Annotated in this window: 9 protein-coding genes; 5 read left to right on the top strand and 4 right to left on the bottom strand. The window is 48.7% G+C overall.

Annotated elements, in window-relative coordinates:
- Positions 1-675: 675 nt before the first annotated feature.
- Complete coding sequence (locus tag ACX8ZY_RS22985; protein WP_459261382.1) at positions 676-2,337, bottom strand: methyl-accepting chemotaxis protein; 1,662 nt, start codon at positions 2,335-2,337, stop codon at positions 676-678.
- 656 nt (positions 2,338-2,993) lie between these two features.
- Here ACX8ZY_RS22985 and repA point away from each other — a divergent pair.
- From repA to ACX8ZY_RS23005, 4 genes are all read left to right on the top strand, one after another.
- Entirely contained in the window at positions 2,994-3,929 is a 936-nt protein-coding gene (gene repA / locus ACX8ZY_RS22990) for a plasmid replication initiator RepA (RefSeq protein WP_346529494.1), read from the top strand.
- Positions 3,930-4,924: 995 nt separating this feature from the next.
- Entirely contained in the window at positions 4,925-5,518 is a 594-nt protein-coding gene (locus ACX8ZY_RS22995; protein ID WP_459261384.1) for a GNAT family N-acetyltransferase, read from the top strand.
- A gap of 21 nt (positions 5,519-5,539) precedes the next feature.
- Positions 5,540-6,520: an asparagine synthetase A gene (locus ACX8ZY_RS23000; RefSeq protein WP_072124020.1), complete on the top strand. Its 981-nt coding sequence runs from the start codon at positions 5,540-5,542 to the stop codon at positions 6,518-6,520.
- A gap of 100 nt (positions 6,521-6,620) precedes the next feature.
- Positions 6,621-7,748 carry an MFS transporter gene (locus ACX8ZY_RS23005; protein WP_071998016.1) on the top strand — a complete coding sequence of 376 codons (1,128 nt, stop codon included), beginning with the start codon at positions 6,621-6,623 and terminating at the stop codon, positions 7,746-7,748.
- Positions 7,749-7,857: 109 nt separating this feature from the next.
- Here the strand turns inward: ACX8ZY_RS23005 and ACX8ZY_RS23010 are convergent, their stop codons facing one another.
- Complete coding sequence (locus tag ACX8ZY_RS23010; RefSeq protein ID WP_346530529.1) at positions 7,858-8,595, bottom strand: metallophosphoesterase; 738 nt, start codon at positions 8,593-8,595, stop codon at positions 7,858-7,860.
- Between the two features lie 714 nt (positions 8,596-9,309).
- Between ACX8ZY_RS23010 and ACX8ZY_RS23015 the strand changes: the two genes are divergently transcribed.
- Positions 9,310-9,912 carry a DUF2913 family protein gene (locus ACX8ZY_RS23015; protein WP_459261386.1) on the top strand — a complete coding sequence of 201 codons (603 nt, stop codon included), beginning with the start codon at positions 9,310-9,312 and terminating at the stop codon, positions 9,910-9,912.
- 58 nt (positions 9,913-9,970) lie between these two features.
- Here ACX8ZY_RS23015 and ACX8ZY_RS23020 read toward each other — a convergent pair whose 3' ends face one another.
- Positions 9,971-10,891, bottom strand: a complete 921-nt coding sequence (locus ACX8ZY_RS23020) for an Rpn family recombination-promoting nuclease/putative transposase (RefSeq protein ID WP_346529443.1) — start codon at positions 10,889-10,891, stop codon at positions 9,971-9,973.
- Between the two features lie 551 nt (positions 10,892-11,442).
- On the bottom strand, positions 11,443-13,599 hold the full coding sequence (locus ACX8ZY_RS23025; RefSeq protein ID WP_346530207.1) for a TonB-dependent siderophore receptor: 2,157 nt from the start codon (positions 13,597-13,599) through the stop codon (positions 11,443-11,445).
- Positions 13,600-13,606: the final 7 nt, after the last annotated feature.

A 13,606-nucleotide genomic window follows, 5' to 3' on the forward strand; every position in this document is an offset into this window, starting at 1 on the left:
AGATGCCTCACTTGTTAGTTAAATGCAATGCAGGAATGATTTGTTAGCTCAACAGTCAGGCATCTGCTCCGACTTCAATGCCCACGTTGACGCTAGTAACGGGGATATTGGCAATGTTAACTGTTATTCACAAGCGACCAAAACAGAAATGCCGGGGTAAGGGGGATGAGATGCGAGAAGCTGAAATTGAACCATTAATTAAGGCAAACGATCGCGTGGCGTTGAGCCTAGTATAATAATACGAAAAGCAGTTGCACATGCCGCCTGATGACCTGCTCAATTATGAAAACAGTTTTAAATTAACGACCTATACTCTTGGCGCAAAGCGGACTGACTTGATCGCAAGGTCTGCTTTGAGCAAAAATCGGACGTTAGATTGGGGAATAAATCGAAGAGTGTTAAAGCTGAAATAATATTGCTTTCAGTCCGCGAGAGAGAAACCAGGGTTTTATATTCCATGATTTTTCAATGACAGGTCGAGTGAAAAAAGTGCGTTATAACGGAACCGGCAGGTAGACGGTATCTGATCAGGCTGCGTATGAAGTTTGATTCGTTCGCCGCCACCTGCTTTTAATGTCAGGTGGCGGGGGGATGCATCGGATTCGAGTATAGTGTTCGCGGAAGTGGAGGATGCCTATCCTTCTGACTGTAGCCGTATATGCAATTTTTCCAGCATCAGAAACTATGCCAGTTTTCTTCCTCCGACTCCGCATTGCTGCTGCCAACACGCCCGTCGGGTAAAGACGACTTAAAAGCTGTACTGGCGGTCGCCGGTTCCAGAGCCGGTACCGGGCTGGAACCCACGACAAAGGCCGCTACCAGCTGGTTCAGGACGGAGGCCTGCTCCATCAGTGAGTTTGAGGCTGCTGAAGCTTCTTCAACTAGTGCCGCATTCTGCTGTGTCACGTCGTCCATCTGATTGACTGCCTGGTGCACCTGACCGATGCCCAGCATTTGCTCATGAGCGGCGGCCGCTATTTCATTGACGAGGTCTGTAACCTGCCCGATGGCGTCCTTCAGGCTCCACATGTTATTTCCGACCTCTTCCGCCTGTTGTGCGCCCGCTTCCACGAAATGCATTGATGACTCGATGAGAGCTTTTATTTCACGTGCTGAAGACGATGAACGCTGGGCAAGATTGCGTACCTCACCTGCCACAACGGCAAATCCGCGGCCCTGCTCGCCGGCCCGCGCTGCTTCAACCGCTGCATTAAGTGCCAGAATATTGGTCTGAAACGCAATGCCCTCGATGACGGAAATAATATCGGTGATTTTTGCCGAGCTGCCTCTGATATCGGACATGGTTCGGAGCATCGTGGTCACCTTCTGCGCGCTGTCTTCTGAAAGACTGCGGGCGTTCTGCGAGAGCTTGCTTGCTGTGCCGGTATTTTCTGCAGTCTGACGGACCGTTTCGCTTAGCTCCGACATGCTGGCCGCCGTCTGTTCAAGTGAGGCCGCCTGCTCCTCGGTTCGGGCTGACAGGTCCTCATTTCCGGCAGATATCTGCGCAGAGGCCGTGCTCACGGACTGAGATGAGGTACTCACGGACATTAGTGAAGCAGCAACGTTATCTGCCAGCTCGTTATATGCCCTTGCCGTCAGGCCAATTTCATCCTTACGCGAGTCGTCCACCCGGAGAGTAAGGTCAAGGCGTGAACTGGCCTGTTGCATGGTGAAACGCATGGCATTAAGGTTTCCCCGGATGCCGGTTATTGTTCTGACGGCGAAAAAGGCCAGCACAAAAATAACGACCGCTGAGCCACCGATCATACCCCACAAAGAATTCTGATAGATTTGGGTATTCTGAATGTTGAGCGATTCACCGATATCAACGTTCAGCTTAAGCTGTTTCTGATAGCCGGCAATCAGGGCACGGGCCGCTGAACCAATGCCGTTTTGTCCCTGGATTTGCGCAAGCGCTACGGCGTCATTCTGCGAGCGAGAGGCCTGAAGGAAAGCAGGGAGCCTACTGCGGAAATCGTTAATAGTGGTAAATGCTGCCTCAGTCATTTCCCTGTCTTCTTCACTGGAAATATCATTTTCGAGATAATAATGATTGAGGGACTCCAGCTGACTTACCTTGTCCTCGAGCTGTTTCTCGAATTCGGCCTGCCTGGCCGGGTCAGTTGCGCTTTGATGACGGTACATCCAGATAATCAGCTGGTTACTACCGTCCACCAGTTTTCCGAGGTCAATAATGGAGGGGGTTGCGTTACTTTGTATATACTGGAAGCGTGACTGAAAACCCGTCAGCACCAGCACTGCCACGATCACCAGAGTGATAAGCGAGACGGCCAGTAAAGAAAATAATGTAAGCAGCCGCTGTGTAATCGTCATATTTTTTTCCACCTAATCTTTTGAAAAACTCAAAGAACCGCTTGTACGAAAATGCGGTACTGCGAGTACTTATCGGCATCAGGTGAAAAACAGTTAGCAATTTCTGTTGTCACTGTGTATGAGAAAACCATGATTTAATTTTCACTGAGATGATAACTTTGTGTATTTACTCTGGTTCAAGCCGCTTGTTTATGAGTATGCTCATATGTTTGCAATGTCCGTTTCTGGCACATAGCAGACCGTCAATCTGTGAACTTAGGGTCATTATTTTTTATCTATACGATTCGTATTATGCGCAAACTTTGCTGGATTTAAGCGGGTGAGGTGGGTATCCTTTTCAGAATTCGCCGGGCGGCGATCCTTTTTAGATCCTTATCGAATACTGTGGTGGTTGACGATGAGGGTTTGCAGTAAACCTGTGGCCGATCATGCGCGGCGCGGGAATGAACTAACCGGATAGGACGTATCCGCAAAAACGTCCAGGGTATGGAGTCCGCGTTTCATCGGGCTCTGAATGCAAAAACCCCCTGAATTCTGTCTCAACTTGGCGGAAGGTTCAGAAATCAGGGGGTCCAAAAGCAGGCGCTGCGCCTGTGAAGGATTATAACGCATGCTATTCATAAGACAACCCCTGTCCGCCATAAGTACGGGACAGGGTGAATGACCAGATTTTAATCGGGTTAAACCGCCCGACCTCAGAAAATGACAGACGTCGCCGCGGCGATCACGATGTCACCTGCAAATGTCCTGATCCGCAGTGGTTCGCACCTGACGGCTATCGCCCGCTCCCGGGTGAGTTTGGCCATGCCATGCGCCGTCTGGTCGTCAAAGAGAAAGCCAGCGGTAAATGGAAACTGCGTTTCCGGCCGTCGCTCCATCCTTACTTCACCCAGTACCGTAAAGCTGCAGGTCGCGATCGTCACTTCCGGCCGGAACGGCGTGCGCTTATTGATGCAATATTCCCTTTGCTTGTTCAGCGAGCCGACATGGCCACCTGGGTTGTGACTGTTAATGTCAGCCGGCTGGCCAGTGAACTCAGCCCGAAAGACAGTGATGGCCATGTCATCCCTGAAACCCGGGTAGAACCCTGCCGGCTGTCGCGTCTGTTCCCGGAGCTGGCACGGTTTGGCCTGATTGAAATGCCCGACCTGGAATGGGACCCGATCGAACAGTACTGGATGCCCCGTCATATTATTCTTACGGAACGTTTCTGGCAGCTGTGCGGTGTCAATATGGATAAGCTGCTGCTGCAGCGAAACCTGCGCATCGAAGCTGAAGAAGAGGGCATTCTCGAACCTGGCACGCGTGATTCCGTTCGTGCTGCGCGCCGGCGCTGGTATGAAAAAGCGCGCATAGCGACATTGCTCAGCCGGCGTGAGAAAGCAGTGCGCGAGAAGCGTCGTAATAAGCTGGGCAGACTCCCTCTCGACGAACGGCGCAGCACGATGGCCAGCTGGCTCATCCGCACGCGGCCGAACCACGAACTGATTAATCTCGATGCCGACAGTTTTGATCGCCTTGTGTGGCAGCATCTTAACCAGCTGGAGCTGGGACTCGGCTACGAGCCTGCGCCTCCCGACGTCGTTCACTGACGTCTCTCCGCCTGATTTTAACCGCCTTGACTGGCGGTAAAGTCGTTTGCGTCGTCTGCAGAACACCCTGGTTTTTCGCCTGCGGGCATGAACTTCCGGCACTCTGACCTGCCTGAACTCAGCACTTTTATGTGCTGATTTTTTTTATCCACATTTACCCGCAATCGGAAAGTCAGGCTTAGCTGCAAGCGAGTCTGACGTTACCCGCAAGACATTCCTGACCTCTGGTCAGTAAAGAAATAATCAAAAAGAAAATAAGGTTTTCAGTCCGGCCATGCTGTGGATTAATGAGGCCTTCGCTCGCAGCGGCCGCAGGCGTCCGCGCCGCTCAGAATCTGAAGTAGCTCCCGCCGGTGGCGGGCAGGGTAAAGCAATTAGTTACAACACTCATATTAACGATATAAAACCACATCTGAGCCGGCCTGAACCTTCCAGCCCCTCTCAGCCAGAACCGGAGCAGACCTGAAACTCCGAGTGCCCATTAACAGGCCGCCCCGCCCCGGCCCAGAGGGCCGGAACAGGAGTGGCTGTAATGGATGGTGTAACTAATCCTCTAAGTTTTACTGTTCATAGTGAACAGTAAAACCAAGACCCCGGAAATCACGCGCTGTACGTCGCTCTGCGCCGTACAGCCCGCTCACCGGGGCTTTGGGATTAAATTAACGATATCATCGCTGTAAGGCCGTCTGGCTTTGCAGGAAGGGGTTGGGTAGCGCAATATATCAGCCCGTAACCGGCTGCGCCGGGCGTACGGCGCCGTCTGACCACTGTACCCTGCTCTGACATCATCTGGCGCCTCCATGACGCTAGCGCGTCATTCATAAGGCCAGCTGCGCACTGCTCGCTGGCCTTTAAAAAAAGAAGCTGAATTGGATTATCATCAAACACCAGTATTTGAAAATATCTCATATTCTTAACAGTTATTCTGCTTTTAGCAAAAATGTCATAATTGGTATAACGGAGGCTCACTGAGTGATTACGGAAGGAGTCATTACATGGGAATCAACCACAAAGGTACTTTATTAATTGATTCTAAAGACATTATCTTAAGACCGTTTACAAAAAATGATTCAGCCAAGGTCTACGAGAATTGGGCGTCTGATCCTGAAGTAGCGAAGTATCTTACCTGGAAAGCACATAAAGATATTAATGAAACTAATGCAATAGTAAGTGGATGGGTTGAGAATTGCAGTAATAAAGAATTCTATCTCTGGGCATTAGAACTTCGCAATTCAGGAGAGGTTGTGGGCTCTGTGACCCTAAGTCATGTCGATAATTTCAGAGAAAGCGCCGAACTCGGCATCGCTTTGTCACAGAAGGTATGGAGAACTGGAGTAGGAACGCGGGCGGCCGGACTTGTCATAAGTCATGCTTTTAATGTGCTTAATTTCAAACGCATCTCTGCGAATCATCAGCCAGATAATCACGCATCTGAAAAACTGCTCACTAAACTCGGTTTCAAACTTAAAGGTGTTGCACGTAGTTATACAAAAAACAAAGATGGTGAACTAACTGATGTAGTACAGTATGGATTGCTAAAAGAGCCAAAGGTAAAAGAAACGAGCCGTTTCAGAACAGATCAAACCTGAAAAGATACGCGCAACCATTATCTGAAAGTGCTGGGTAAGCCATGGTATCAATTGTTGGCGGAACTTCAGAATACACTATCTTTTGCTACTTTTGATTTTTACAATCTGCGAAAAATAAAAACACTTCATCTGCCTATTACAACTGGATCTATTTCCAGCCCGATGGGTAAAGGCAGTGACTCGCTTCCGGTTAAAGTAAAAATGTTTGAGCAGGATGTTTATCTCGCCGACTCAATGCAGTTTATGCTTGAATACGGTACAAGATTATTCGGAAATGGTGCATGGTACATTATGCCATCTTTCCGTGGTGAAGATAACGATAAACGCCACCTCTCTCAGTTTTACCATAGTGAAGCTGAAATACCGGGTACGATAAATGATGTGATAGTACTTGTTGAAGATTATCTTGTTCATCTCGCAAGACATATATTGCTTCGACATGGTGACTTATTGAATGAAAAGTTAGGTGACATTTCTCATTTAATTTCTCTTGCGGAGAAGAATACTCCTTTCATAAAAATAACATTAGATGAAGCTGATGACCTACTTAAACAGCTATCCCCTGATAATTACACTAGCTACATTGAAGACGTAGGTGAATTCAGGAATTTAACTCATGCGGGAGAACGGCGTCTCATAGAACATTTTGGTGGGTTTGTATGGGTAACTAACTATGACATTCTGAGTGTTCCATTCTATCAATGCAGGGATCCCAACAAACCACATTCTGCACTGAATGCAGATTTATTATTTGGTATTGGCGAGGTGGTGGGAGCAGGTGAACGTCATAGTGATGGCGCCGGGGTGAGAAAAGCACTCGAAGAACATCAGGTTGCACCTGATGATTATGAGTGGTACATCAGAATGAAAGAGGAATATCCAGTAAGAACCGCAGGCTTTGGGATGGGGATTGAAAGATTTTTAATGTGGGTAACAAGAGAAAATGATATTCAGGATTTCCAGTTGCTTCCACGCGTTAATGGTGAAAATATTGTACCTTGAATGAACGATAACGCTACCGGATGGTAGCGTTAGTTTTTCTGATTATGTAGGGAGAATAATTGTGCTTAAAAGCAGTGCAGCCGTCAGATTCACTGGCATAATGTACTCCGGTGTAAGGATGTTGATTGGTGCATATTCTGTTATATATATGCTCCAGAATGGTCTTTCCGTTAGCCAGGTAGGCCTGCTAAAGACATTTCAGGGAATCATTATCGTCTTTTTGGATATACCCCTTTCTTATTTTTCTGACCGCTATAGCAGAAAGTTTTCAATCAGCGTCAGTATACTTTTCTCTTCTGCATGGCTGCTTACTATGGCAGTGGCAGATAATTTTTGGTTTTTCATGCTGGCCGAACTCTTCAACGCCTTATCTTTGGGAATGATGAGTGGTACATTTGATAGTTATCTTTATGATCATAGTAAAAATGAGAACAATAATATCTCTTCCCAAAAAATATTTTCCTTATATTATAAATATCAGTTTATGTTTATGGGAGTGACATCTCTTATAGGAGCGACTGCTTATTTTTATATAGGGAAGTCTTCTATATTTATATCAGCTTTATTAATGTTTATGATTTTTTTAATGTCAGCCTTCTTACCTTCCGATCGTCAATTTAAAAGTGAGGAAAAATCAAAGTTTTTTTCCTTCACCATGCTATGTAATAGTATCCGGCAGGTTTTCGCAGGTCGTACAGGATTGTTAACGTTATTAACCGTCATTATATCTTCATTCTTCCTCCAGTCTCTCATTCAATACTGGCAGGTTATAGCAGGACAAGATCTACCGGAAGATGGTCAGGCTATAATTCTCGGTATCGTTTTCTTTTTAATTATGCTTGCACAGTCCGCAACGGGCTTTGTGACAGAGACTCTACCTTCATCTTCTAATGCTAGATTTCATTTTATATTTTTCCTTTTGGTTATAATTTCATCAGTGTCTTCTCTTTATTTTAACAATATCTACATGTCAGCGTTTTTCCTCTGTATTATCTTCTTTTATATCAATTTTGTTCAAATTATTTCTTATGCCAGGATGGTGTCACATACTGAAAGCAGTCTGCGATCTGTCACATTGTCTACTATTGCTACAGTAAATAAGATAGTGATGTTTGTCATGATTGCACCTTTTGGTTTGTTACTACAAACGTACGATTGGTTATTCATAATCCCTGCTTTTTTAATAATCACCCCTCTGTTTTTCTTATATTTTAGAAGTGGCAGGTGAGATTTATGTAGATCCTAATTAATTTTTTCCCTGCCCTTTAGACAGAAGAACATAAAGACAAAGATGAAAGCGTCAGGCAAAACGCTTTCTTATTTCAGAGGATAAATAATCAGGTACAGACATGGTGACTGCTGATTTTCCCCTGATCATACCGGTGAGTCATCAGCATGGGGTTTTCTCTGACTGGCGGAACATTTGCTGAACCGAACCATAATGGATTGGCTGGACAGACCGAACCACAGATATTTGCCGGGATCCCCGCAAAGTTGCCAGCAACAGGTCGGTGGACATGTCCTGAAGAAACAGCCAGTATCCTGTCAGGATATCTTCTTATCAGGTCTTCAAACTCACTCAGTCCCCTGCACATCGTTTCATCAAGAGTGGGTATGCCGGAAGGGAAAATGTGATGGTGAAGAAACAGCAGAACCGGAGCACCATCAGCCTCGCCAAGTTGCTTTTCCAGCCATCTCATACGTCCCGAAAGTGATCCATAGCTCTGTCCGCTGACGGTTGAGTCCACGCCCGCCAGGCTTATTAGGCCCGCGTTATAACTGAAGTGCAGCAACTCTCCCGGTGAGTCAGGCAACCAGCGTTCATTACCCCACGTTTGTCGCATATAGCTTCGATCGTCTGAATTACCGGGCAGCAGCAGGGAGGGGTAAGCCTGTTTTTCCAGCTGCGCAGCTATCTGTTCGTATCCCTCATTCCAGCCCCCGTCCGTCAGGTCACCACTCAGAACCATTATGTCCGGCCCCACCTGTTCAAGCCACGACAGCGCCTGCCCGAAGCGCTGAAGATGATCATTATCGGGAGCGGCGTGGATATCTGTTATCTGTGCTATCAGCATGAATACCTCACGAAGAGCCGATGCCAGCAGTCATTTCAGAATCAGACCTGGGTTGGCCAGCGAAACGTATGACCCGGCCTCATGCAGCGACAAAGCAAGGCGTTCGTGGTAAACACCCGTCGCCTCCATAACCAGGTCAAAGTCACCGTGTCCGCTGTGCTGCAGGAGCAGCCAGCGGAATATACTGGCTACCGCGCTGCGGTCATTTTTTACCTTTTTCCCCGTATGTGTTCTTTTATGACGTAATACAGTATGCAGAGATCAGGAGTGTCTTTACTTACGTCTATGCCTACAGGAAACATCGCAATTCTCCTCTCACAATGGCCGTCACGCCTGTTAGCCTTGTATATACGGAGTCGGGCACCCAGTAACCGTTCAACAAAATGTGCTGGCGTGAAAAGTGAAAAAGGGGGGCATAAGCTGTCAGACGGGATCGATAATTAAATCGTCCGCAGGGAGGGGACTGGCTCACTCTGCTTCGTGTGATGGTAGCTAATCACCACATAATGTTAGATACAAGAATGAGGTTTGGTCGCGCTACGTATCAGTCCGTAACCAGCTACGCCGGGCGTACGGCGCCGTATGACCAATGTCCTGCTCTGACATCATCTGGCGCCTCCATGCCACTAAGCGGCATACAGAGCACAATATTTATTGTTTTACCAATTATTAAGTAAATTTTCCGTACATGATTTATTAGGAGGACAGACTACAGTGACGCTGACACATAAATCTGGTCATCTGGCCTGGTGCGCTCTGGCAGCCCTTGCATTAGCACGTCAGGACGGTACCGTTTGCTCTGCTGCTCAGGAAAATCTCTTTCTGACACGCTGGCTGGCAACCGCCCTGAAGCAGCGTCGCTTTTCCCGTGAGGTGGCTCCCGACATTGAGTGGCTGCTAACGCAGGGGCGCCAGTATGGCGTTGCCGCAAAGCTTGCCGGCAAGCTCGACTATCTCTGGCGCTCCTGTACTGGCGAGCTATCTCAGCAGAATGACCTGTTCCGTCTGACATATGCCCTGGAGATGGCGAAAGATATGTGCTGGGCTTACCGGCTGTTCAGCGACAGGGAGTGGTCGGGAAGGTATGCCGCGGTCCTGAACACTGGCGTAAACGGAATTTATCTGTCCCGAAGCAGCCTGGATGCTGCATTTGACGATGACGGCCAGCAGGTCGCACCGGTGATGGCGCGACTAACCGGATCCGTGCAGGGGCTGGAAACGCTTCTTAATCGCTGCGGATGGCAGATGGCTATTGATGGGCATTCCGGGCTTTATGTGCTGACGGCAGAAAAATATGAACTAACGATGGGGCCGTGAGCCCTGGGCGTTTGTACTTGGCGGATCAGCGGTGCGGCCGGAGAGGCCGCTAAATAAGTCAGTGGCGGATCTGCGCCAGGTCGTCTTCAGTCAGTCCGGTCATTTTCATGACGGTATTACGGTCAAGACCGTTCTGCAGCATTGTACGGGCAACTTCCAGCTTGCCTTCATTTCGGCCTTCCTGCCTGCCTAGCTGGATACCTTTCTGGATGCCTTTCTGTTCGAGCTGTTGTGCGATGGTCATAAGTGCGTCTCCGTGTTGCGGCACACGCTGTGCCAGTTCGCGTACAAAACCTTCGGCGTCGGCTGTTTCGCCTGCCTGTACAATATAGTGTACCAGCGATATCACCTGTGATGAAGACAGATAGCCGGCCAGCAGAATGGGCGCCAGCCGGTCAGTCAGTTCTGCCAGGTCCCGCTGATGAATATGTTTCTGCAGCAGGGTCAGGGCGGCCATGCTGCGATGGCCGGCGATTTCATCATCAGGAATGACGGTAACGTCAACCAGCGGGAAAGCGCTGCTGTAGAGTTTGCCTGCCAGCGCCGGATCTTCAAACTCATTCAGCCACCGGGTGGAGTAAGGATACGGGCTGCGTTTACCCGTATAGAACAGCACGGGTATCACCAGTGGCAACTTCTTATGGCCCGCCTCAAGGTGGCGCTGCATGGCAGCCACCGCATAACGCATCAGGCGAAAAGCCATGTGTTTATCGGGTGAAGACTGGTGCTCGATGAGCACGTGGACATAACCCTCACCGGCTGTGGTTTTCAGACTATAGAGCACGTCGCTAAAGTACTGCCTCAGGTCATCCTCGACGAACGAGCCGGATTCCAGCTTTAGCGTACGGAGGTCACAGATAGCACGCAGCTCTGCGGGCAAGTGGAGTTCCATGAAATCACGGGCGACATCCGGGTGGGTCAGAAACTGCCGGAACGTGGCATCGTGAGGAGTTGGTGTGCGGTTTTTCTTCTTCTTCATCAGTCCCGGCTCTGAAAAATAACCGCTGTATGTTACCACAGGCAGAAAACCGTCTGTATTGATGGCGAAGAGTTCTGCAATGCCTGCAGGTAGCCGTTCGGATTATTTTTAATTTTTTCGGATACACTGCTTCATCGTACAATCTCTAATAATCGAAGCATAATCATTCTTCGTCGCAGTTCGCACAGCCAGATGAGTGATGGAATCATAAAACAGCGTCAATACGGCTGGGAGATGTGACTATATCAGCTACAATTTAACATAAATTACATTATGTGCATTAAATTTGAGAATCCCATTTGATAATGTCATTTGACCGTTGTCATTGTCGTAGTTTTCGCTTAATACCTTGCCTGTAAAAGCCCGTACATCATTTCCTTCACGTTAAGTTTTCCCTGCTGCGAAAGCATTATCGCACCACGTTTGCAATGCATTGTAAACCATTTGATCTGTAAACATCTTTACCTCAATTGAACGCTACTCAGTGGGTATTTCCCCTTCTGGAAAAAGCACCTGCCATCAGTGACAGGTGCTCGTGAGCGTAACAGGACTTAAAAATCCCAGCTCAGCTTCGCAATGACCGCACGCTCTGCGCCGTAGAAACAGCCCTGAGAGTCGGTAAAGCAGCTGGTGACATACTGACGATCAGTAAGATTTTGTGCGGTAACCTGAACTTTTCCACCTTTGAGGCTGGGTGTAATATGTTCAAGATCGTAATGCACTTCAGCATCCATCACGCCATAGCCCGCAGTGCTGAACTGGTTCTCCATCGTGCCGCCCTTAGTACCGTTGCTGAAGCGCCCACCTACCCCTGCACCAAAGCCAGAAGCAAAGCTGGATTCAGGCGCTTCCCAGTTGACCCACAGTGAACCGAAGCGGGTAGGAATACGCAGCGGGGTTCGGCCTACCACATTACGATTGCTGTCTTGGGTATATTCCACATCCTGCCAGGTCATGGAGCCAATAACACTGAACTGGTCAGTCAGCTTGCCGCGCGCTTCCAACTCGATTCCACGGGAACGAACCTTACCGCCCTGAACCGAGTAGTTGATGTTGTTGGGATCGGTGGTCAGCACTTTATCTTGCGTCAGGTTAAACGCCGCAATGGAAAAGAGCGCTGGTAGCGTTTTGGGTTGATACTTCACCCCGGCTTCGTATAACCCGCCACGTGAAGGATCAAATGCCTTACCGTTAGCATCAACCGAGTTGGTCGGCTGGAATGATTGTGCGTAGGTAAAATACGGTGCAATACCATTATCAAACAGATAGTTGACGCCAGCACGCCAGGTGGTGGCTTCATCACGCTGTTTGGTATCGGCGCTGTAACCCATCAGATCCGTGGTTCGCACGCTCGACCAGTCATGTCTAACGCCCACCGTGGTGCGCCATTTTCCATAGCTCAATTGATCTTGGGCATACAAACCGGTCTGGGTATTCATCTGACGCGTATCCTGATAATTCACAGGCGTGCCATAGGTACCCTGTCCATAGACCGGGTTGTAAATATCCAGCGTAGGAACATCATACGAAGCGGCGTAGTTGCCATGCCCGGTGAAGCGATCCCAGCTCATGCCAAGCAGAATTTGATGATCAACATCTGCTGTAGTGAAATGACCATGTAACTGATTGTCGAGATTGATGGTGTTGAAATGCTCATCAGACGCAACGCGTGAGCGGTTGATAGTTCGCATATCATCCTGCAATCCGTCGAAGATCACCGCATCATACTTTGATGTCATCTCGTTGTAGCGACCGGTGAGAGTCACGCCCCAGTCATCATTAAAGTAGTGCTCTGCGCTGTAACCCACAGCGGCTTGTTTACGGGAGAAGGTGTTATGATCCGGTTCTCCGGGATACGCATCCGTCGGTAATTTGCCATTAGGATTATATTTCGCCGTACCGGCTACTGGTATTGAGGTCTGCGCGCCCATTTTTGGATCGTTTTGTGCCCGCGCATACAACGTCAGTTTGTTGTAATAATCAGGCTGGAAAGTGATTGATGGCGCTAACGCCCAGCGACGCATTTCTGTGCCCCTTTCCTGACCTTCTTTCGTGGTTGCCGTTCCGACCAGACGGTAAAGAATCGTACCGTCGTCATTGGCTTTTCCGCCAAAATCAAATGATCCACGCTGATACTGGTGATTACCGCCTTCAAGTTCCACATGCCTTATGGTCTGAGCGGTAGGCAATTTGCTGTTCATGCCAACAATACCGCCGGGGCTTGCCAGTCCATAAAGCACGGATGCCGGACCGCGTACCACAGTAATGTCTTCCAGCAGGAAGGGGTCGACCTGTTGAAAGCCATAAACAATCCCGTTGTTCATGCGCAATCCGTCGAGGAACTGATCGTTAAACCCGGTCGAACCGTAGTTGAATCCTCGAATCGAAAACTGATCAAACGCGCTTACGCCGCCCCACTGTTCTGCCGCCACACCTGGCGTATAACGCAGGGCTTCATTCAGTGAACGCACGTTTTGCAAGTCCATCTGTTCACGGGTGATCACCGTGACAGACTGTGGGGTTTCCACCAGCGGCGTATTCATTTTTGTCACACTCTTGCTGCTGGTAGCCACCAGTCCGCTTGTATCAGAATTATCCGCAGTTACATTCAGTGTCTCTTCTGCACTGGCGTGCGTACTGACCAAAATAGCCATTATTGCCAGGCTCAGCGTTTTAAGCGGTCGTAACGTAAATACTCTTGTTTTCATGTCCTTG

This window comes from Pantoea sp. XAF26B01_ASV70 (assembly GCF_054512635.1).